This is a genomic window from Flavobacterium seoulense, from assembly GCF_000695795.1.
In the GTDB taxonomy this organism is placed as follows: domain Bacteria; phylum Bacteroidota; class Bacteroidia; order Flavobacteriales; family Flavobacteriaceae; genus Flavobacterium; species Flavobacterium seoulense.
On sequence record NZ_JNCA01000006.1, the window covers coordinates 225,947 to 247,109 of the forward strand.

Annotated in this window: 21 protein-coding genes; 11 read left to right on the forward strand and 10 right to left on the reverse strand. The window is 32.8% G+C overall.

Features of this window, described 5'->3' with window-relative positions; translation table 11 throughout:
- Positions 1–2: 2 nt before the first annotated feature.
- From FEM21_RS03960 to FEM21_RS03975, 4 genes are all read right to left on the reverse strand, one after another.
- Positions 3–1,106, reverse strand: coding sequence for a hypothetical protein (locus FEM21_RS03960; protein WP_051627471.1), 1,104 nt, complete (start codon positions 1,104–1,106; stop codon positions 3–5).
- A gap of 17 nt (positions 1,107–1,123) precedes the next feature.
- Complete coding sequence (locus tag FEM21_RS03965) at positions 1,124–1,492, reverse strand: response regulator transcription factor (protein WP_035658163.1); 369 nt, start codon at positions 1,490–1,492, stop codon at positions 1,124–1,126.
- A 175-nt stretch (positions 1,493–1,667) separates the two neighbouring features.
- Positions 1,668–2,432, reverse strand: coding sequence for a TIGR02757 family protein (locus FEM21_RS03970; RefSeq protein ID WP_035658034.1), 765 nt, complete (start codon positions 2,430–2,432; stop codon positions 1,668–1,670).
- Positions 2,425–3,090 (reverse strand): ABC transporter ATP-binding protein, encoded by a 666-nt coding sequence (locus FEM21_RS03975; protein WP_035658036.1) that lies wholly within the window; start codon positions 3,088–3,090, stop codon positions 2,425–2,427. The genes FEM21_RS03970 and FEM21_RS03975 overlap by 8 nt, the downstream gene beginning before the upstream one ends.
- A 159-nt stretch (positions 3,091–3,249) precedes the next feature.
- Between FEM21_RS03975 and msrA the strand changes: the two genes are divergently transcribed.
- The gene (gene msrA / locus FEM21_RS03980; protein ID WP_035658038.1) at positions 3,250–3,798 is read left to right on the forward strand and encodes a peptide-methionine (S)-S-oxide reductase MsrA; all 549 of its coding nucleotides are present in this window, start codon (positions 3,250–3,252) and stop codon (positions 3,796–3,798) included.
- 17 nt (positions 3,799–3,815) lie between these two features.
- Entirely contained in the window at positions 3,816–4,082 is a 267-nt protein-coding gene (locus FEM21_RS03985) for a hypothetical protein (RefSeq protein WP_035658041.1), read from the forward strand.
- On the opposite strand, the gene FEM21_RS03990 is transcribed toward FEM21_RS03985, so the two are convergent.
- From FEM21_RS03990 to FEM21_RS04015, 6 genes are all read right to left on the reverse strand, one after another.
- Complete coding sequence (locus FEM21_RS03990; protein WP_035658044.1) at positions 4,079–4,393, reverse strand: DUF6787 family protein; 315 nt, start codon at positions 4,391–4,393, stop codon at positions 4,079–4,081. The genes FEM21_RS03985 and FEM21_RS03990 overlap by 4 nt on opposite strands.
- 32 nt (positions 4,394–4,425) lie before the next feature.
- Positions 4,426–4,863 (reverse strand): DUF6146 family protein, encoded by a 438-nt coding sequence (locus FEM21_RS03995; protein WP_035658046.1) that lies wholly within the window; start codon positions 4,861–4,863, stop codon positions 4,426–4,428.
- Between the two features lie 219 nt (positions 4,864–5,082).
- Positions 5,083–5,640, reverse strand: coding sequence for a hypothetical protein (locus FEM21_RS04000; RefSeq protein WP_035658048.1), 558 nt, complete (start codon positions 5,638–5,640; stop codon positions 5,083–5,085).
- A 97-nt stretch (positions 5,641–5,737) separates the two neighbouring features.
- The gene (locus FEM21_RS04005; RefSeq protein WP_035658050.1) at positions 5,738–6,688 is read right to left on the reverse strand and encodes a D-2-hydroxyacid dehydrogenase; all 951 of its coding nucleotides are present in this window, start codon (positions 6,686–6,688) and stop codon (positions 5,738–5,740) included.
- Between the two features lie 210 nt (positions 6,689–6,898).
- Positions 6,899–7,969: a 3-phosphoserine/phosphohydroxythreonine transaminase gene (gene serC, locus FEM21_RS04010; RefSeq protein WP_035658054.1), complete on the reverse strand. Its 1,071-nt coding sequence runs from the start codon at positions 7,967–7,969 to the stop codon at positions 6,899–6,901.
- 93 nt (positions 7,970–8,062) lie between these two features.
- A complete protein-coding gene (locus FEM21_RS04015; RefSeq protein WP_035658056.1) occupies positions 8,063–9,121 on the reverse strand; it encodes an acyl-CoA reductase in 1,059 nt (352 codons plus the stop codon).
- 76 nt (positions 9,122–9,197) lie between these two features.
- Here FEM21_RS04015 and FEM21_RS04020 point away from each other — a divergent pair, with 76 nt between their 5' ends.
- The 9 genes from FEM21_RS04020 to FEM21_RS04060 all read left to right on the forward strand — a co-directional run bounded on the left by FEM21_RS04020 (position 9,198) and on the right by FEM21_RS04060 (position 21,146).
- Entirely contained in the window at positions 9,198–9,608 is a 411-nt protein-coding gene (locus FEM21_RS04020; RefSeq protein WP_316930336.1) for a 4Fe-4S binding protein, read from the forward strand.
- Positions 9,609–9,829: 221 nt separating this feature from the next.
- Entirely contained in the window at positions 9,830–10,924 is a 1,095-nt protein-coding gene (gene ychF / locus FEM21_RS04025) for a redox-regulated ATPase YchF (RefSeq protein ID WP_035658060.1), read from the forward strand.
- 119 nt (positions 10,925–11,043) lie between these two features.
- Positions 11,044–12,186 carry an FIST signal transduction protein gene (locus FEM21_RS04030; protein ID WP_035658062.1) on the forward strand — a complete coding sequence of 381 codons (1,143 nt, stop codon included), beginning with the start codon at positions 11,044–11,046 and terminating at the stop codon, positions 12,184–12,186.
- 2 nt (positions 12,187–12,188) lie between these two features.
- Positions 12,189–13,715 carry a response regulator gene (locus FEM21_RS04035; RefSeq protein ID WP_035658064.1) on the forward strand — a complete coding sequence of 509 codons (1,527 nt, stop codon included), beginning with the start codon at positions 12,189–12,191 and terminating at the stop codon, positions 13,713–13,715.
- 116 nt (positions 13,716–13,831) lie between these two features.
- Positions 13,832–14,749: a YihY/virulence factor BrkB family protein gene (locus FEM21_RS04040; RefSeq protein WP_035658067.1), complete on the forward strand. Its 918-nt coding sequence runs from the start codon at positions 13,832–13,834 to the stop codon at positions 14,747–14,749.
- Between the two features lie 16 nt (positions 14,750–14,765).
- Positions 14,766–15,293: an NADPH-dependent FMN reductase gene (locus tag FEM21_RS04045; protein WP_035658069.1), complete on the forward strand. Its 528-nt coding sequence runs from the start codon at positions 14,766–14,768 to the stop codon at positions 15,291–15,293.
- A 123-nt stretch (positions 15,294–15,416) separates the two neighbouring features.
- Positions 15,417–17,279: a DNA topoisomerase IV subunit B gene (locus FEM21_RS04050; RefSeq protein ID WP_035658071.1), complete on the forward strand. Its 1,863-nt coding sequence runs from the start codon at positions 15,417–15,419 to the stop codon at positions 17,277–17,279.
- Positions 17,280–17,300: 21 nt separating this feature from the next.
- Positions 17,301–18,398 (forward strand): PDDEXK nuclease domain-containing protein, encoded by a 1,098-nt coding sequence (locus FEM21_RS04055; protein ID WP_035658073.1) that lies wholly within the window; start codon positions 17,301–17,303, stop codon positions 18,396–18,398.
- A 9-nt stretch (positions 18,399–18,407) separates the two neighbouring features.
- Entirely contained in the window at positions 18,408–21,146 is a 2,739-nt protein-coding gene (locus FEM21_RS04060; RefSeq protein WP_035658076.1) for a DNA gyrase/topoisomerase IV subunit A, read from the forward strand.
- The last annotated feature ends 17 nt before the right edge of the window (positions 21,147–21,163 follow it).

A 21,163-nucleotide genomic window follows, 5' to 3' on the forward strand; every position in this document is an offset into this window, starting at 1 on the left:
AATTAACTGGCTATGGTTAAATCTTTATCTATTGTAAAATCGGTCGCAGTGGTGTTGATTTTAAACGTATTATCGTCATCCACAGTGATAAGGTTCAATATTTTCATTACCGAAATTCGAATGAAAAAGTTCTCATTTTCTATATGGTCGCGAACAAACGGAATATCATCTGGCACTGCCATTTCTTCCATCATTTTGAAAAAAGCAATTTGTTCGTCGAGACTTCTCGTGAAATAATCTTCTTTTAAAACAGCTACAGCTTCATAAATTCCTAAATGAGCAACAACATTAATGGCTTCAATTCTAATTTGAATATCAGCATGATTAAAAAGTGCTATAATCTCATCTTTTACACCATATTGATTATAAATTTTAGCTAATTTCAATGTAAATGAAAGTACAGAATTGTTAGTCGATTGTAGCCAGTTATTCATATCAGGAACTTCCAGATTATTGAATTTATTCAAAATTTCTAACAATTGAATCTGATCCCATTCTGATAACGGATTTTCTAAAACGTTTAAAAATTCGAGTCCGTCGAAGCGAAATAATTTCACCAAATATTTTTGAATTTCGTTGCGAACTTCTTTTTTAGGATGATTGATTAATTGAATAATTTCATCGTGAGCTTCTTTGATTTCGAATAAGGTTAATTCTCTGATTGCTCTGGCAACAGTATCCCATTTTTTACTCTTTAATTTAGAAGTAGCCGAATCAATAAGTCCAGTTTGATAATATAAATTCTGAATTGCATCTGAAGTTTCCCCCGAAATTTCGTTCTTCAACTTTAAAAAAGTAGCAATTATTAGTTTTCTTTTTAAGCGGTTTTCGGAACTTTTTTTGAAATAAGTAATTATTTGTTGCTGCTGTAAGTTGTTATTTTTATCATCATCAGCATACAGATATTCTATAAGTTCGGCTTCGTACTTTTTTTTATAGGTAGCCTCTATCCGTCCTTTTATTCTTAATCTGTCTCTTAGGTTTTTTAGATAAATAACCAATAGTATTATAATTGCTATAAAAAACAATGATAAATAAGTACAGAATTGAATAATAGGATGGGAGTTATTTAATGCTTCAACTATATTTTGAAGTAATTCTACCATACAGCTCAATTAAAGCTTTACTGCAATAATCTTTTGATACGAATAATTAATTCGTTTGGACTAAAAGGTTTGCTCATAAAATCGGTAGCACCCAGATTAAAAGCATTTAAAACCATTTCTTCCTGACCAGCAGATGAAAATACAACGATAGGCGTTTTCTTTTCTAACTTGTTTCTAACATGACTAATCACTTCTAATCCGCTTATAAAAGGCATCATGATGTCAGTTAAGATCATATCAGGTTCGTTACCTTCAATAAGATCAACAGCTTCCTTACCGTTGGTCGCTATTAAAAGTTGATAACCTTCTTTTTCTAATTTGAATTGTAACAATTTTGAAAGGATAGAATTATCCTCGGCCAGAACAATTTTTTTTGAAAGCTTCATTTCTTGTAGGTTATTAGTTTTTTGTAATTGGGGTTTTACAAGATAAAAGTAATGAATAATTTCAATAACATCGATTAAGTGCTTAAAATAATCGATAAAAAACACTTTTTAAGCTAATGTTGAGTAAAAGTATTACAGTGGAATAATTTTATGTTTTTTCGAATTTAAAAACAATTTAGAAGTCTTCAAAAATACCAAGTCCAAAAAGAGCAAAATCATATTTTACTGGATCAGTTGCATCGAATTCTCTAAGTTTTGAATCCAATTCTAAAAGTGCTTTTCCGTCGTTTTGTTTACGGTTAAGTAAGCCTAATTTTCGGGCAACATTTCCTGAATGTAGGTCTAATGGACATGAAAGTAGAGCAGGAGAAATAGTTTTCCAGATTCCTAAATCAACGCCTTTGTTGTCTTGACGGCACATCCATCTTAGGAACATATTAATCCTCTTGGCCGCCGAATTATTCAGTGGATCTGAAATGTGTTTCTGAGTTCTTGATAAATGCGGAATTTCAAAAAAGAGTTGCTTGAATTCGGAGATACTTTTTTGCATCGAATCAGCCGTTTGATTTTTCGCAAAAACAGCTTCCAGTCCGTTATGGTTTTTATAAATATTTTGTAAAGACTTCATGAAACCTACAAAATCCTGCCCGTTAAAAGTACGGTGTACAAAAGTTTCTAATCGAACTAAATCATCTTCAGAATGAGACATAACAAAATCGTAAGGAGCATTTCCCATTAATTCCATCATGCGATGACTATTTTTGATAATCATTTTTCGGTTACCCCAGGCAATTGTCGCGCTTAGAAAACCAGCAATTTCAATATCTTCTTTTTGAGTAAATAAATGCGGAATTTGTACAGGATCACTTTCGATAAAATCAAGTGTATTGTATTGAATTACTTTTTGATCAAGAAAATCTTTAAGTTCAGTTTTATTCATTGCTAATTAATCCATCAATCATCACCAGTTTTCTATCAGCCATATTAGCTAATTCTTCGTTGTGAGTTACAATAACAAAAGTTTGTCCTAATTCATCTCTTAATTTAAAAAACAATTGATGTAAATTTTCTGCGGAAGCAGTGTCTAAATTTCCCGAAGGTTCATCGGCAAAAATCACTGCTGGTTTGTTTATTAATGCTCTGGCGACGGCTACACGTTGTTGTTCTCCGCCCGAAAGTTCGCTGGGTTTGTGATTAATTCGATGCGAAAGACCTAGATAAGTTAATAGTTTTATAGCTTCTTCTTCAGTTTCTTTCTTTGGTTTTTTTGCTATAAATGCAGGGATACATACATTTTCAAGTGCCGTAAATTCAGGTAATAATTGATGAAACTGAAAGATAAAACCAAGGTTTAAATTTCTGAATTTAGATAAATTTTTGTCGTTCATAGACAAAATATCTTCGTTGTTAATTCGAAGTTCAATTTCCTTATCTTTATCAGGACGGTCTAAAGTGCCTAAAATTTGTAACAATGTTGTTTTTCCTGCTCCTGAAGCGCCTACAATAGATACAATTTCTCCTTTTTGAATATGTAAATCTACACCTTTTAAAACATGAAGTTGATCGTAATATTTGTGTACGTTTTTGGCTTGTATCATTGTTAGCAGTTTTTACAAAGAAACAAAGATTTTAGTGATTATAAAATTGGAAGAAGTATATTTTTAGACTAAAAAGCATAAATTTGAGTTAATAAAGAATGCTTGCTTTTATGAAAAGATTAATGAAAGCAACAGATACAATCAAAAAAGAAAACGAATATGGAAAATGAAAATAGAGTAGAAGTTGCAACGCTTGCCGGAGGTTGTTTTTGGTGTACTGAAGCTGTTTTTTTAGAATTGAAAGGCGTTCAATCTGTTGTTTCAGGATATATTGGTGGGAATACTTTGAATCCAACGTACAAAGAAATTTGTCAGGGAGATACAGGTCATGCCGAAGCTATTCAGATTACTTTTAATCCGGACGAAATTTCGTTTGGCGAATTATTAGAGTTCTTTTTTGCTACTCATGATCCTACCACCTTAAACCGTCAGGGAAATGATGTGGGAACGCAGTATCGAAGCGAAATTTTTTATCATAATGAAGAACAGCGGGAAATCGCCGAAGATTTTATTCGTTTTTTAACTCAGGAAGATGTTTTTGGAAAACCAATTGTTACTAAGGTTTCTGCCGTTTCAACATTTTATGAAGCCGAAGATTATCATCAAAATTATTACAATCAAAACAAATCGCAAGGTTACTGCTCTTTTGTAATTACACCTAAAATTGAAAAGGTGAGAACCTATTTTAAAGATAAATTAAAAGGATGATTTGATTTAAATCCAAGATGGAACACAAGTATAAAATACTTTTTTTGGGAATTATTTTCGATATTATCGGAATGCTTTCGTTTACGATTCCTTTTCTTGGAGAATTTTCAGATGTGGTTTGGGCGCCAATTTCTGGTTTCTTGTTGGCAAAAATGTATAAAGGCCGTGTAGGTAAAATAGGAGGAATTATTTCTTTTTTAGAAGAGCTTTTTCCACTGACTGATATTATTCCAACATTTACGCTAACATGGATTTATTATTATGTTATAAAGAAAGAAAACTAATCCTTTTGCTTTTTAAAAATAAATCCTAATCCTATTCTTTGAAGCATTTTTTTCGAAAAAGGAAAAAAGAATTTCGATTGTCCGAAAAGATAACCGAAGAACATTAATAAAAAAGGATATAAAGGCAGAACCAATACAATTAGAATAAAATAATATAGAGACCAGTGGGTGTTTTCTCTATTGATGTCTAAAAGATTCATTAAGTAGCTGGAAATTTTTGCTGACAGAGAACCGTTTATAGCAAAGACTATAAATATGATTACTAAATCATAATTAGTAGCTATTCCCCAACGTCTCTTTAATTTGTCCATATTTGCTTAAGATTACAACAAATATAACAAGATTATCTCAGAGGAACACGACCAAAAAGTCTTTGATTGTAATTATTTTGAAAATAAATCATATAGTTGTAAATCAAATAATTTACTTCGTAGCCATAATCAATATTAGAGTCATAATCAATGCTCATTTCGTATAAATTGCGATTGTAGCGTTGTGGTTGCATAAAGCGATTATTCCATTCGTTAATGTAAATTTGGTTTTTAGTTTCCAGATAGCTTTGAGTGTAAAAACCTCGTGGCTGTGCCATTGAATTGAGCCAGGTAGCAAAACCAGGATCAATAATAATAACTTCATATTCTACTTCTTCATTAACAATTTTTATGGTGTCACTAACGCTCGCAATAGTATTTTTTTGTTTAGTAATATTTGTTTTAGTTGTAGTACAGCTTAGTATAATTAAACCAAAAATTAGCGCTATTGTGTAGATACTATTTTTCATAATCAAAGAAATTAGTACTCTAAATTTACGAATTAATACCGTTTGTTATTTCAAAATAGACCAATAAAAATTGGTCCAAATGAAATATACAACGGCATTATACCACAACGATTGGACTATATTGTATTTGGTATAAATTCCTGATTTAGTTTTATTTGAAAAAAAAATGCCATTTACAATTAAGATAAATGGCATTAGATTGAATTATAAGCTTATTTTTTATTTGCCAAAAAGTTTTCCCAGCATACCTCCTAAACCTCCTTTTTTAGAAAGTTCTACAGCATCGTCAAGATCTACTTTTCCATCGCCATTTTGATCTAAACCAAAATGAATTCCATAAGTCGAAATGGCTTCCATAATACCGGCATGTTCAGGGCTGTCGCCGCCTGTTAAAGAGTCTAAGATTTCGGAGATATTAATGCTGTTGTCTTTAGGGTCATTTGCTTTTTCGATTAAAGAACTTAAAATTTGCGGAATCATTGCCGTTACTGAGTTAGTAGCAGTTTCAGAATTAATTCCTAGTTTTTCGGTTAATGAATTAGATACCTGACTTGTAATCTCATGTATCACAGGATTGTTTTTATCAATATCCTTGCCTTGTAAAAGTCCGGCTATTTGGGACAAATCGGCCTGGTTAGCTATTTTCTGCAGACTTGAAAAAATAGAATTACTGGTTTCTTGTAGGACTGCCTCATTTTGTTCATTTGGAATCGCTTCGTTTTTTACAACTGCATCTGCTCCAAATTCCTGTACTAATTGTGATAATTGTGCTAACATGAGATTTGCTTTATAAGGTTATTTACCAAATTTAATAAAAAAAAGGACTCATTAGCCATTTGCCATGAGTCCTTTTTGTATTATAAAAACTTAAATTTTAGCTTAACAAACTGATAATTTGTGATGCTAATTCAGTTCCAATTCTGTCTTGCGCTTCTCCAGTTGCAGCTCCAATGTGTGGAGTCAAAGAGATTTTTGGGTGCATTAACAATTGTGTAGCAGGAGTTGGTTCGTTTTCGAAAACATCTAAACCAGCAAAAGCAACTTTTCCGCTGTCTAAAGCTTTAACTAAGTCAACTTCATTGATAACACCACCACGAGCACAGTTTACAATTCCTACACCGTCTTTCATGGTAGCAAATTCTTTTTCAGTCAAAATGTATCCGTTTTGAGCAGGAACGTGGAAAGAAATAAAATCAGCTTCTTTAAATAAAGATTCTAATGATTGAGGAACAATAGTAGTAGTTACTGATTGTCCGTCAAAAAACTCAACCTTAACATCTACTGAAGGAATAAAACTATCAGCAGCGATAACTTTCATACCTAAACCAAGAGCCATTTTAGCAGTAGCCTGACCAATACGACCAATACCTACAATACCTAAAGTTTTTCCTCTTAATTCAGTACCGTTACCGTAAGCTTTTTTCAGGTCATTAAATTTAGTGTCTCCTTCTAAAGGCATGTTTCTGTTAGAATCATGTAAGAAACGAACACCAGATAATAAATGAGCAAAAACTAATTCAGCTACAGATTCTGATGAAGAAGCAGGAGTGTTGATTACGTGAATTCCTTTGCTTTTAGCATAATCCACATCAATATTGTCCATACCTACACCACCACGACCGATGATTTTAATGCCCGGACAAGCATCAATAATGTCCTTACGAACTTTAGTCGCACTACGAACAAGAATAACGCTTACGTTATTTTCGTTAATGTAGTTCGCTACTTGTTCTTGAGCAACTTTTGTAGTGATTACTTCAAAACCACCTTTTTCTAAAGCTAAGATTCCACTTTTTGAAATCCCGTCGTTTGCTAATACTTTCATGTTTTTTTATTACATTAAGAGGTTTTTTCCTCAAATTAATTGAATGTTTTAGAAGCTGTTTCCCGCTATCCATTTCAATCTTGTGTCGGCGTAGATGCCTGCCTCCACAAGGATTTCCACTTCTATCGGGGCTAGAGCCTCTGCTAGCGTTCTCAATTTAAATTTCAATGGCAATTTTCAATATCAAAAATTACCAATAGTAAATGAGAATTAAACTGCTTTTTCTAGAGCTTGCATTACGTCTACTAAAACTTGTACGCTTTCAATAGACATAGAGTTATAGATAGATGCTCTGTAACCACCTACAGAACGGTGTCCTGGTAATCCGGAAATTCCAGCCTCTTTCCACATTTTGTCAAATGTTTCAGTGTGCTCAGGGTTTGTTAATAAGAAAGTAACATTCATATTAGAACGGTCTTCCTCAACAGCAGCTCCTTTAAATAATGGGTTTCTGTCAATTTCGTTATAAAGCAATTCAGCTTTAGCATTGTTTAGTTTTTCAACAGCAGCAATTCCACCTTTTTCCTTGATCCATCTTAATGTCAACAAAGATGCGTAAACAGGGAATACAGGAGGAGTGTTGAACATACTATCCGCTTTAACGTGTTTGGCATAATCCAACATACTTGGAATAGCACGACCGTTTTTGCCAATGATTTCTTCTTTGATAACTACTAATGTAGCTCCTGCAGGTCCCATATTTTTTTGAGCACCAGCATAGATAATATCAAACTGAGAAAAATCTAATTGTCTAGAAAAAATATCTGAACTCATATCACATACTAATGGAACATTAGTTTTAGGGAATGATTTCATTTGAGTACCAAAAATAGTATTGTTAGATGTACAGTGGAAATAATCTGCATCAGCAGGAATTTCATAATCTTTAGGTACATAAGTATAGTTGTCTTCTTTTGAAGAAGCTACAATAACAGTTTCTCCAAAAAGTTTTGCTTCTTTAATAGCTGCAGTTGCCCAGGTTCCTGAATCTAAATAAGCTGCTTTTCCACCTTCTTTCATCAAGTTGTAAGGAACCATTAAGAATTCAAGGCTTGCTCCACCTCCAAGAAAAAGAGCTTGGTATCCTTTTCCTTCTAATCCAAGTAATTCAAGAGCTAAAGCTCTCGCTTCGTCCATAACTGCAACGAAATCTTTGCTTCGGTGCGAAATTTCTAAAATAGATAATCCTGAATTATTAAAGTTTAAAATAGCTTCTGCTGATTTTTCAAAAACTTCTTGTGGTAAGATAGATGGTCCTGCGCTGTAGTTGTGTTTTTTCATGGTGTAGTATAAGTCCAAAAAATTAAAATGCAAATTTCGGTAATAGCACTCGAATAAGCATTAAAATATTCATAATAATTATTAAAAATTTTTCTATGTTATTAACAAAAACGATATAGTATCAATATTATCCGCATAATCCCATAATTTTGGCTGTTGGGTTTGTCCAAAGGCGACACTGTTTTTTACTAAATTATTGCTCACAATGCATTGAATTTGTTCTGCTTCGGTTTCTAATTTTTTTTCTAAATCCGAAAGGTTTTCGTAAAATTCATAAAATACGCTGGAAATTGGCGAAGCATAGCTGCTGTCTTCTTTTATGGTTAAAAAACCATTGTCTAGTAATTTAAAATTACTCATCAGGAAAACCGCCTTGTTATAATCGTAATTATTAGCGTACTTTTCATATTTAATAATGTCCTGATATTCGAAAATAGCTTCAAAAAAAGAATCAAATTTGTAATCTTTTGGAACAAAAATCTTCGAAACATTGCGACAACCTAGGCCAAAATACCTAAAAATATCTTCGCCTAAAGCAATTAAATCTTCTTTGGTTTCCTCGCCATTTAAAATAGCAATAGAATTTCGGCTTTTTCGAATAATTGAAGGCTTGTCTTTAAAATAGTATTCAAAATAACGCGCTGTGTTATTACTTCCAGTAGCAATTACAGCATCGAAATTTTCTAATTTTCCTTCGATAAAAGTGATTTTACTGGCTAGTTCCGGAGCAATATGAATTAAATATTTAGCTAAAAAAGGTAGTAAATGCTGATCATTTGAAGAGGTTTTTACTAAAACATCGTGTCCGGTAATCAAAACTGACAGGAAATCATGAAAACCAACAAGCGGAATATTTCCTGCTAATATTAAAGCTACTTTTTTAGGTTTTACATTAGAAAAATTATAAGCAGCTAACCAGGTGTCAAGATTTTCTCTGGTTAAAGCATTTGCCCAGGATTCAACCGCATAATACACTTGTTCAGGAGTGTACCAGCCATTGTGTGATTGTGAAAGCTGAATCAAATCAACAAAAGAATCAAAAAAAACAGCATTGCCCTGCACATCTTCTTTTTGATGGTTTTTGGCTTCAGAAAATTGACTTAAAAATTTTCCTAATTCGATAAACACATTTTTTTTGTTTTCTAATGTCATAATGTTTGTTTATGAAATGTTTTGATTGTAATTTTGCACAAAAGTAAGATTTAATAAGTCGAAAGTCAAAAGTCTTATGTCAAATGTTTTGACGACCAGGATTTTTACTTTTAAAAAAACTCTAACACAGAATAAAATGGCAATTATCATAACAGACGAATGTATCAACTGTGGTGCATGTGAACCAGAATGCCCAAACACAGCTATCTATGAAGGAGCTGACGATTGGAGATATAAAGACGGTACAAAATTAAGCGGTACAATAGTACTTCCTGATGGAACTGAAGTGGATGCTGATGAAGCGCAAACTCCAATTTCTGATGAGGTATATTATATCGTTCCAGGAAAATGTACAGAGTGTAAAGGATTCCATGATGAACCTCAATGTGCTGCTGTATGTCCTGTAGATTGTTGTGTGCCTGATGAAAATTATGTAGAAGATGAAGAAACTTTGTTGAATAGACAAGCTTTCTTACATGATGAATAGTTACTATTTTTAATTTCAATTTAAAGAAAATCCTAAGCAATTGTTTAGGATTTTTTTTGCTTTAAAGCGAAATTCTGTTCTGTAAAAATGCCGAAAAAAGCTGCTTCTTATTAATGTACTAATTATGCTATCTATAGCATTTTATATATTATATTTGCAACTTTTAAAATCAAAACCCAAACGCGCTTAGCTAAAAAAAGCAAGCTGTAAACAATACGATCATGAAAGCAGGAATTGTAGGATTACCAAATGTAGGTAAATCAACTTTATTTAATTGTTTGTCTAATGCGAAGGCGCAAAGTGCAAACTTTCCATTTTGTACTATCGAACCTAATATTGGTGTGGTAAATGTACCGGATCCTCGTATTAATATATTAGAAGAATTAGTAAAACCGGAGCGTGTTCAAATGGCAACGGTTGAGATTGTTGATATTGCGGGTTTAGTAAAAGGTGCAAGTAAGGGAGAAGGACTTGGAAATCAATTCTTAGGAAATATTAGAGAATGTAATGCGATTATTCACGTATTGCGTTGTTTTGACAATGATAATATTGTGCATGTTGACGGAAACGTAAATCCTATTCGTGACAAAGAAACTATCGATATCGAATTGCAGTTAAAAGATTTAGAAACTGTTGAAAAACGTTTGGAAAAAGTAAATCGTGCTGCTAAAACAGGAAATAAAGAAGCGCAAACAGAAAAAGCGCTTTTGGATAGAATTAAAGATGCTTTATTGCAGGCAAAATCAGCCCGTACTGTTGTTCCTCAAAGTAATGACGAAGAAGTTTTGTTTGAAAATTTCCAATTAATTACAGCAAAACCGGTTTTATATGTGTGTAATGTGGATGAAAATTCAGCAGTAAACGGAAATAAATATGTAGATCAGGTTCGTGAATTAGTAAAAGACGAAGATGCCGAAGTTATTATTCTTTCGGTAGGAGCTGAGGCTGATATTACTGAATTAGAAAGTTATGAAGAGCGTCAGGTTTTCTTAGAAGATATGGGACTTGAAGAGCCTGGAGCTTCTGTTTTAATTCGCGCAGCTTATAAATTATTAAAGCAACAAACTTATTTTACGGCTGGTGTAAAAGAAGTTCGTGCCTGGACAATCAATATTGGAGCAACTGCACCTCAGGCGGCTGGAGTTATTCATACTGATTTTGAAAAAGGATTCATCCGTGCCGAAGTGATTTCGTATGATGATTATGTTACTTACGGTTCAGAAGCAAAAGCAAAAGAAGCTGGTAAATTCAAAGTAGAAGGAAAAGAATATGTAGTTAAAGATGGTGACGTAATGCATTTCCGCTTTAATGTGTAAATAAAATTAATTTTTAGATTTAAAAAAGACCTGTAGATTTTTATTTACAGGTCTTTTGTTTTAGCGAATGTTTTTTTGTTTAAATTTATAAGCCAAAATCATGTTAAATAACCTACATTATGAAAATTCAGCAAGTATTGTTTGTAGGCGCTACTACTGTCGATCCTATAATTGTTACAGAAGGTTTTGAAAATAACCAAGCAAATTTAGTTTTAGCTTTTGCTGAGCGTACTACTCTTGAGGAATCTTCATATTATTCCATTATTAAAAATCAGTATCCTAATGCTGTTGTGGTAATTTGTTCAACTGCGGGACAAATTTCGAATACTACTTTAGTCGAAGATAAAAATGTAGTTGTGACGGCTTTAGAATTCGAAAAAACGAATTTAAAAGCAATTGAAGTTGATATTTTAGAAGATGATATTATCGTTTTAGGACAAAAGATAAAGCAGAATTTGTTTGCAGATGATTTAAAATCAATTTTGATTTTATCCGAAGGCAGTTTTGTAAACGGAACCGAATTAATTAACGAATTAATCAGGCAAACTAATGCTCAGATTCCTATTTTTGGCGGATTAGCAGGCGACGAATTCAATTTCGAAAAAACAATTGTAGGCTTAAACTCCGAACCTAAACAAGGTAAAATTGGTGCTATTGGTTTTTACGGAAATAACATTCATTTCGGTTTTGGTTCTAAAGGTGGCTGGACTGATTTTGGTCCTGAAAGAGAAGTTACTTCGTCAGATAAAAATGTTTTATATAAAATTGGCGATAAATTAGCTTTAGATTTATACAAAGAATATTTAGGTAAATATGCTGACGAATTACCAGGATCTTCGTTATATTTTCCTCTTTCGATGAAAGAAACTGCCGATGCTAAACCAGTGGTTCGCACAATATTAGCAATTGACGAAGAAAAAAAGTCGATGACTTTTGCCGGAAATATTCCCGAAGGTTCTTTTGTTAGATTCATGAAAGGAAATCTGGATAAACTTATCGAAGCCTCTTATGATGCTGCTTCGAAAATTGCAATTCGGGAATCTAATAATCCGCAATTTGCTTTAATGGTAAGTTGTGTTGGGCGAAAAATTGTGTTAGGAAACCGGATAGAGGAAGAGATCGAAGTTGTTAAAGATTTACTTGATAAAAATACGGTAATAGGAGGTTTTTATTCTTACGGAGAAATATCGCCCACATTAGAAAATGTGTCTTGTGAACTCCATAATCAGACCATGACAATAACCATAATTTCAGAAGATTAATTATGTATACTTCTCACTTAAACAGAAACCTTAAGAGGCAAATAACTAAGTTTTTATCTGATGAAATTATTGAAAATAATAGTCAGTTAAAGGATTTTATTAATGCGGTTAATCAAACTTATCTTAATTACGAAAAAGATGCTGAATTATTTGAGCAGTCTGCAAAACTCAATGATAAGGAGTTTATGGAGATTAATAATAAGGTTAAAAAAGAATTAGCTCAGAAAGAACTGTATCAAAAACAGATTATTGATTCGATTTATACCTTGAGTGGTGTCGATATTCAATTGGTTAGTGAAAAAGATATTTTGGGACTAATTGATTTATTGAATGAAGAAATTCGGTTTAAAAAAATATATCAGGACCAACTTTTATTAGCAAAAGCTGCTGCCGAAAAGGCTAACGAAGCCAAATCAGATTTTTTATCTATAATGAGCCATGAAATAAGGACACCTCTCAATGCGATTATCGGACTTATTTACATTATGGAAAAAGAAGGGACGATAGAGAGTTTTCGTGAAAATATTGATGTATTAAAGTATTCTTCTAATAATTTATTTCTGCTAATTAATAATATTCTGGATTTCAGTAAAATTGAAGCCGGGAAAATTACGATTGAAAAAATAGCTTTTAATTTCAAGGATTTTATCAATCAAATAGGTAAATCATCTGAACTGAAAGCTTCTGAAAATTTGAACAAAATTGAAGTTCAATTTGATGATAATTTTGTTCCAAATATCATTAGTGATCCCTTGCGATTGAGCCAGATTATGAATAATTTGGTTTCAAATGCCACAAAGTTTACAAAAAACGGAATTATTAAAATTCAGGTTGATCAAATTTCAGTAGTTGATGGAATTTCAACTTTTAAAATTCAGGTTCAGGATAGCGGAATTGGGATTGATATTACTAAATTCAATTTGATTTTCGAAAAATTTGCTCAGGCTGAAACTAAAACTTCCAGAGAATTTGGCGGAACAGGTTTAGGATTAGTTATCACTAAAAAACTGCTTCAATTACTGGGATCAGACATTCATTTAGAAAGCGAAATAGGAAAAGGATCTAATTTTAGTTTCATTTTACAGGTACCAATTGATAATAAAACACAAAATATGAATAACGGAATTTACGATAATGATTACGAAGTCAAAAATATGAAAGGATTAAAATTGCTTTTGGTTGAAGATAATGTAATCAACGTTAAAATAGCTTCTAAAATTATTAATCAATGGGAAGTGGATATAGATGTTGCTGAGAATGGTCAGGTTGCTATCGAAAAGTTTAATTCCAATCCATATGATATTATATTGATGGATTTATCAATGCCAATAATGGATGGTTATGAAGCCACAAAAATTATAAGAGAAAAAAATACTTCGATTCCTATTGTAGCTTTAACAGCAGCAGCATCAGACGATTTCTTAGACGGAAGAAAAGATGTTGGTTTTAATGAATATATCGTTAAACCGTTTAATCCTAGAGAATTAAATATGAGGCTTTTTGAATATTTTAAAGTTTTGGAAAGTTAGAAAAATTACTTTTTTAGTAGCAGAATATGGAAATATGATAACTTTTTGAAAAAATATCGAAATATAAAATTTAAGCTTGTTACTTAAATTTGAAAGTATAACTAAATTTTAAATCCGTGGAAGCTCAAAATACATTTTTAAAATATTGGAATCTTCTAAAAGATACTTTTACCGAATTCAATGACGATAATGCCATTAAATTAAGTGCGTCGTTATCCTATTATACCATTTTTGCATTGCCGCCTTTGTTGATTATCATTATTACAATATGCGGTGTTTTTTTTGGCGAAGAAGCCGTAAGCGGAGAATTGTACGGACAAATTAACAGATTAGTTGGTAATGAAGCGGCTATTCAAATTCAAGGTGCTATAAAAAACGTTCAATTGTCTGATAGTAATGTGTTTGTTACTGTTTTTGGGGTTGTTATGTTACTTATTGGAGCATCAGGGGTTTTTGTCGAAATTCAAAGTTCAATCAATTTTATTTGGGGATTGAAAGCAAAACCGAATAAAGGTTTGAAAAAATTCATTCAAAACAGGATTATGTCATTTTCTATGATTGTTTCGGTGGGTTTTTTAATGTTGGTCAGTTTGATGATGAACGCTACTTTAGATGTTTTAAATGCTAGGCTTAAATACTATTTTCCTGAAAGTACAGTCTATCTTTTTTATGCTATCAACTTGTTGATTGTTTTTGCGAGTATTACATTGCTTTTTGCCATTATTTTTAGAACACTTCCTGACGGAGTTATTAAATGGAAAGACGCTTTTATAGGTGCTTCTTGTACAGCGGTTCTTTTTATGATAGGTAAATTTGGAATTGGATTTTATTTAGGAAACTCAACAGTAGCCAGTGTTTACGGTGCAGCAGGATCTGTTATTGTGATTTTAGTCTGGGTCTATTATTCGGCAATTATTTTATATTTTGGAGCTGAATTTACAAAAATGTATGCCAAATCTTATGGCGGAGAAATTGCTCCTAATGATTATTCGGTTAGGATAAAAAAAGAAATTTTTGAAGTAAAAGAAGAATAAAATAACAACTGATTTTATGAAAATAATCACCTTTGGCGCAAGCCCTAGTAAAAAATCGATAAATAAAAAATTAGCCATTTATGCTAGTAGTTTATTCGAAAATGCTGAAGTAGAAATATTGGATTTAAATGATTATCAAATGCCTTTATTTACCGTTGATATTGAGGCAGAAATAGGTCAGCATGAGTTGGCGAAAGCTTTTTTATCTAAAATTGAATCAGCTGATTTATTAGTGATTTCATTAGCGGAAAATAACGGAAATTTTTCGGCTGCTTTTAAAAATATCTTCGATTGGTGTTCCCGAATCACACCAAAAGTTTTTCAGGGAAAGCCAATGTTACTAATGGCAACTTCGCCAGGAGCCAGAGGAGGAGCATCTGTACTGGAAATTGCTAAAAATGCTTTTCCACGTTATGGCGCCGATATTAAAGCTACTTTTTCTTTACCAAGTTTTAATGAAAATTTTGATATTGAAAAAGGCAGAATTTCAAATACGGAATTGGATTACCAATTAAAAGAATTGATTAATAATATTGAACTTTAGCATCAAGAAGTATTGATTTTATTCTAAAATTTCTTTGTCAATATCATTTTTGATAACTTTGGTCGTAAGCCCTTTTAAAATAGGGCCAGATATGCTATATTAGCAAAAAATCCACAAAATTTAATGTCAGATCAAAGTAAATATACCGAAGATAATATTCGGTCACTCGACTGGAAAGAGCATATTCGTATGCGTCCGGGTATGTATATTGGAAAATTAGGGGATGGTTCTTCACCTGATGACGGTATCTATATTTTATTAAAAGAGGTTATTGATAACTGTATCGATGAATTTGTCATGGGTACAGGAAAAACTATCGAGGTAACTATCAGAGACAAAACAGTTTCTGTTCGTGATTACGGACGTGGAATTCCTCTGGGAAAAGTGGTTGATGTTGTTTCCAAAATGAATACCGGAGGGAAATATGATTCCTTAGCTTTTAAAAAATCAGTTGGATTAAATGGTGTTGGTACCAAAGCAGTAAATGCTTTATCAACTCATTTTCGTGTAGAATCAGTACGAGAAGAAAAACAAAAAGCAGCTGAGTTTTCGGCCGGAAATTTAGTTCTGGAAGAAGATATTATAGAAACTACCAAACGTAAGGGAACCAAAGTTACATTTACTCCGGACGAAGCAATTTTTAAAAACTACAAATTTCGTAATGAGTATGTAGTAAAAATGCTTAAAAATTATTGCTACCTTAATACCGGTTTAACTATAATTTACAACGGCGAAAAATATTTTTCTGAGTACGGATTACGCGATTTATTAGACGAGAATATTGCCGAAGAAGACAAAGTATATAATATTATTCATTTAAGAGGTGATGATATCGAAATTGCGATGACTCATAGTAAATCGCAATATAGTGAAGAATACCATTCGTTTGTAAACGGACAAAATACCACTCAGGGAGGAACTCATTTAGTTGCTTTTAGAGAGGCAATTGTAAAAACAATTCGTGAATTTTATAATAAAGGTTTTGAACCTTCAGATATTCGAAAATCCATTGTTGGTGCGGTAAGTATCAAGGTAATGGAACCCGTTTTTGAATCGCAAACCAAAACTAAATTAGGTTCTACAGAAATTGGATCAGAACCCGGAATGCCTTCAGTTCGAACATTTGTCAATGATTTTGTCAAAAATAATTTAGATAATTATTTACACAAAAATCCAGAAACTGCTGATTTACTGCTACGCAAAATTCTTCAGGCTGAAAGAGAACGTAAGGAACTTTCAGGTATTCGAAAATTAGCCAAAGACAGAGCTAAAAAAGCCAGTTTACACAATAAAAAACTGCGTGATTGCCGTGTGCATTTACCCGATGTGAAAAATCCAAGATATTTAGAAAGTACGCTTTTTATTACCGAGGGAGATTCAGCTTCCGGATCAATTACGAAATCGCGTGATGTAAATACACAAGCAGTTTTTAGTTTGCGTGGAAAACCGTTGAATTCTTACGGAATGAGCAAGAAAATTGTTTATGAAAATGAAGAATTCAATTTATTACAAGCGGCTTTGGATATCGAAGATGATATGGAAAATCTGCGTTACAACAACATTGTAATTGCAACCGATGCCGATGTCGACGGAATGCACATTCGATTATTGCTGATTACTTTTTTCCTGCAATTTTTCCCTGAATTAATCAAAGAAGGACATTTATATATCTTGCAAACACCTCTTTTTAGGGTTCGAAATAAAAAAGAAACCATTTATTGCTATTCTGAAGAAGAACGAAAAGCAGCCATAGAAAAATTAAAACCAAAACCAGAAATCACGCGATTCAAGGGATTAGGAGAGATTTCGCCAAATGAGTTTCAGTTTTTTATTGGAGAAGATATTCGATTAGATCCGGTTATGATGGATAAACATACTTCGGTAGAGCAATTATTATCTTTTTATATGGGAAAAAATACGCCTGACCGACAAGAATTTATTATCAAGAATTTGAAGGTAGAATTGGATACAATTGAGGAAGCTTAGTGAAAGAAAAATACATAAAAATTGTCAAAAGATCTTCAAAATAAAATTTTATTCCAGCAAGTAGTTGAGCTATTGCAAAATGCCCGACAACAGGTTTTACGTGCGGTAAATTCAACGATGGTTTACACCTATTTTGAAATTGGAAGAATGATTGTTGAAGAAGAGCAAAACGGAAAAGACCGCGCCGAATACGGAAAACAAATTCTAAAAGGGCTTTCAGAACAATTGACTAAGGAGTTTGGGAAAGGGTTTTCGGTTGCTGTTTTAGAGAGAATTAGGAAGTTTTATTTGATTTATTCAAAATCCGCAACACTGTTGCGGATTTTAGAAATTAAGAATTCTGCAACAGTGATGCGGAATTCTCAAATTGACAAAACCCAGTCACTGACTGATGAATTTGAACTTCAAAAAACGCAGTCACTGATTTCGTTTTTCAAATTAACATGGTCGCACTATTCTTTTCTAATGCGAATTGACGATGAAAAAGAAAGACGTTTTTACGAAATAGAATCAGAAAAATACAATTGGAGTGTTCGTGAACTAAAACGGCAATATGATTCGGCACTTTATACAAGATTGGCTTTAAGCCGGGACAAGGAAGGTATTTTGAAACTTTCGGAAGAAGGTCAGATTATAGAGAAGCCAAAAGATATTATCAAAGATCCTTATATTTTAGAATTTCTTGGATTGCCTGAATTACATCAATATTCGGAAACTGAATTAGAAGCCGAAATTATTAATAAGCTAGAACATTTTCTTTTAGAATTAGGTCACGGATTTACGTTTGTTGCTCGTCAGGAGAGAATCACTTTCGACGATAAACATTTTAGAATAGACTTGGTTTTCTATAATCGAATTTTAAAAAGTTTTGTTTTAATAGATTTAAAAATTGGAGAGTTAAAACATCAGGATTTAGGACAGATGCAAATGTATGTCAATTACTATGATAGAGAAATGCGTTTGGAAGATGAAAACAAAACCATTGGAATTGTACTTTGTCAAAATAAAAGTGATTTAGTTGTAGAATACACTTTACCGGAAAACAATGAGCAAATTTTTGCCAGTAAATACAAAACAGTACTTCCTAGTAAGGAAGATTTGATAAAATTAATTTCGTAATTTGAATAAATGAAAGACGAAGAAGACGATAACATCATTCCAAACAACGAAGAAAATAATTCTGAGGAACAATCTATTGATGAAAATCAGGATGCTGATGAAGCTGACGAATCGATTGAAATAGTAGATGTAAAGCATTTTGAAGGAGAACATTTCTACGATAATGAAGAAGAAGGAGATGGTAGCGAAACGATTACCAAGGTTACAGGAATGTACAAAGACTGGTTTCTGGATTATGCTTCTTATGTTATTTTAGAACGTGCAGTTCCTGCTATCGAGGACGGATTTAAACCCGTTCAACGCCGAATTATGCACTCTTTGAAAGAGTTAGATGACGGACGTTATAATAAAGTTGCCAATGTTGTAGGGCATACCATGCAGTATCATCCGCACGGTGATGCGAGTATTGGTGATGCGATGGTGCAAATAGGGCAAAAAGATTTATTGATTGATTGTCAGGGAAACTGGGGAAATATTTTAACTGGTGACGGAGCTGCAGCTTCCCGTTATATCGAGGCACGTTTGTCAAAATTTGCCTTGGAAGTTTTGTATTCTCCAAAAATTACCGATTGGGGAGTTTCGTATGATGGTCGTCGTGCGGAGCCAAATAATCTTCCCGTTAAGTTTCCGTTGCTTTTAGCACAAGGAGCAGAAGGTATTGCTGTGGGACTTTCGACTAAAGTATTACCTCATAATTTCAATGAATTAATAGATGCTTCGATTAAGATTTTAAAAGGAAAATCGTTTACGCTGTATCCTGATTTTATGACTGCCGGTATCGCTGACGTTTCTAATTACAATGACGGACTGCGTGGCGGACGTGTACGTGTGCGTGCTAAAATTGCCCAAATTGATAAAAATACTTTGGCGATTACCCAAATTCCGTTTTCGACAAATACCGGAACTTTGATTGATAGTATTTTGAAAGCCAATGATAAAGGGAAAATCAAAATCAAGAAAATTGAAGACAACACCGCTGCCGATGTTGAGATTTTAATTCACCTTTATCCCGGAGTTTCTCCTGATAAAACTATCGATGCGCTGTTTGCTTTTACAGCTTGCGAAACTTCGGTGGCGCCTTTAGGCTGTGTGATTGAAGATAACAAACCATTGTTTATTGGTGTTTCTGAAATGTTGAAAATTTCGACTCATAGAACAGTCGATTTGTTAAGACAGGAATTAGAAATTCAATTAGAGGAATTAAAAAATAAATGGCATTTTTCTACTTTAGAAAAAATCTTCATCAGGGAAGAAATGTACATTGATTTCAAATTGTATCATGATAAAGAATCTTTATTCAAATACATGTACGATCGTTTTGAGCCTTTCAAAAAATCATTCGTAAGAGAAATTACAGATGAAGATTTACAGCGACTGACTCAAATTCCTATGATTCGAATTACTCGTTTTGATTCTGATAAAGCCGATGATTTCATCGCTAAATTAGAAGATGAAATGAAGGAAGTAGAATATAATTTAGAACATATCACTGATTTTGCAATTGCTTATTTTACCAAATTAAAAGAGAAATACGGTAAAGGACGTGAACGCCAAACAGAATTACGCATTTTCGATGATATCGAAGCCACAAAAGTAGTGTTGCGAAATACCAAATTGTATGTTGACCGGGCAGAAGGTTTTGTAGGAACGAGTTTGAAAAAAGACGAATATGTTACAGATTGTTCAGATATTGATGATGTAATTGTCTTTCTGAGAGACGGAAGCATGATGGTAACTAAGGTGGATGCCAAAACCTTTGTAGGGAAAGATATTATTCATGTTGCTATTTTTGATAAAAGTGATAAACGAACGATTTATAATGTAGTGTATCGAGATGGAAAATCAGGGCCATCGTATATCAAGCGATTTAATGTTTCGGGAGTAACCAGAGACAAATTATATGATTTAACGAATGGAACGAAAGGCTCTCAGATTCTTTATTTTACTCATAATCCTAATGGAGAAGCTGAGGTTATTACAGTTCTTTTGCGTCAGGTAGGAACGATTAAAAAATTAAAATATGATATCGATTTTGCTGCTTTAGCTATAAAAGGAAGAGCTTCGAAAGGAAATTTGGCAAGTAAATATCCTATCAAGAAAATTGAAATTAAAGAGAAAGGAATTTCGACTTTGTTGCCAAGGAAAATTTGGTATGATGATACAGTACAACGTTTAAATGTTGATGCCAGAGGAGAATTATTAGGCGAATTCAGACCCAATGATAAAATTTTAATTATTCAGCAATCAGGGAAATTAAAAGTGGTAATTCCTGAATTGACGACTCATTTTGAGGAAGATATGATTGTGCTGGAAAAATGGATTCCTAAAAAACCTATTTCGGCTATTTATTATGATGGCGAAAAAGAGCGTTATTATTTAAAGCGCTTTTTGGTAGAAACTGAAAACAAGGAGGAAACTTTTATTACTGAACATGCTAATTCTCAGTTGGAAATAGTATCGACTGATTACCGTCCGGTGGCTCAGTTGGTTTATCCAAAAGTAAAAGGAGTACAAAAGGATAGTTTGCATATTGATGTGGAAGAATTTATCGCCATAAAAGGAATTAAAGCCTTAGGAAATCAATTGACGACAGAAAAATTAAAACAAGTCAATTTATTAGATCCTTTACCTTATGAAGCTCCGGAAGAAATAATTCCGGAAGAAATAGAAGTAAAAGGCGAATTAAATGCTGATGATACCAATGTTCAACTAGACGAAGACGGTCAAATAGGCTTAGTTTTAGAATAAAAAACTTCGAAAAAGAA

Excerpts from the sequence above, each read along its gene's own strand:
- FEM21_RS03960 (WP_051627471.1), bottom strand. The coding sequence starts at position 1,106 with ATGGTAGAATTACTTCAAAATATAGTTGAAGCATTAAATAACTCCCAT.
- FEM21_RS03965 (WP_035658163.1), bottom strand. The coding sequence starts at position 1,492 with ATGAAGCTTTCAAAAAAAATTGTTCTGGCCGAGGATAATTCTATCCTT.
- FEM21_RS03970 (WP_035658034.1), bottom strand. The coding sequence starts at position 2,432 with ATGAATAAAACTGAACTTAAAGATTTTCTTGATCAAAAAGTAATTCAA.
- FEM21_RS03975 (WP_035658036.1), bottom strand. The coding sequence starts at position 3,090 with ATGATACAAGCCAAAAACGTACACAAATATTACGATCAACTTCATGTT.
- msrA (WP_035658038.1), top strand. The coding sequence starts at position 3,250 with ATGGAAAATGAAAATAGAGTAGAAGTTGCAACGCTTGCCGGAGGTTGT.
- FEM21_RS03985 (WP_035658041.1), top strand. The coding sequence starts at position 3,816 with ATGGAACACAAGTATAAAATACTTTTTTTGGGAATTATTTTCGATATT.
- FEM21_RS03990 (WP_035658044.1), bottom strand. The coding sequence starts at position 4,393 with ATGGACAAATTAAAGAGACGTTGGGGAATAGCTACTAATTATGATTTA.
- FEM21_RS03995 (WP_035658046.1), bottom strand. The coding sequence starts at position 4,863 with ATGAAAAATAGTATCTACACAATAGCGCTAATTTTTGGTTTAATTATA.
- FEM21_RS04000 (WP_035658048.1), bottom strand. The coding sequence starts at position 5,640 with ATGTTAGCACAATTATCACAATTAGTACAGGAATTTGGAGCAGATGCA.
- FEM21_RS04005 (WP_035658050.1), bottom strand. The coding sequence starts at position 6,688 with ATGAAAGTATTAGCAAACGACGGGATTTCAAAAAGTGGAATCTTAGCT.
- serC (WP_035658054.1), bottom strand. The coding sequence starts at position 7,969 with ATGAAAAAACACAACTACAGCGCAGGACCATCTATCTTACCACAAGAA.
- FEM21_RS04015 (WP_035658056.1), bottom strand. The coding sequence starts at position 9,121 with ATGACATTAGAAAACAAAAAAAATGTGTTTATCGAATTAGGAAAATTT.
- FEM21_RS04020 (WP_316930336.1), top strand. The coding sequence starts at position 9,198 with ATGTCAAATGTTTTGACGACCAGGATTTTTACTTTTAAAAAAACTCTA.
- ychF (WP_035658060.1), top strand. The coding sequence starts at position 9,830 with ATGAAAGCAGGAATTGTAGGATTACCAAATGTAGGTAAATCAACTTTA.
- FEM21_RS04030 (WP_035658062.1), top strand. The coding sequence starts at position 11,044 with ATGAAAATTCAGCAAGTATTGTTTGTAGGCGCTACTACTGTCGATCCT.
- FEM21_RS04035 (WP_035658064.1), top strand. The coding sequence starts at position 12,189 with ATGTATACTTCTCACTTAAACAGAAACCTTAAGAGGCAAATAACTAAG.
- FEM21_RS04045 (WP_035658069.1), top strand. The coding sequence starts at position 14,766 with ATGAAAATAATCACCTTTGGCGCAAGCCCTAGTAAAAAATCGATAAAT.
- FEM21_RS04050 (WP_035658071.1), top strand. The coding sequence starts at position 15,417 with ATGTCAGATCAAAGTAAATATACCGAAGATAATATTCGGTCACTCGAC.
- FEM21_RS04060 (WP_035658076.1), top strand. The coding sequence starts at position 18,408 with ATGAAAGACGAAGAAGACGATAACATCATTCCAAACAACGAAGAAAAT.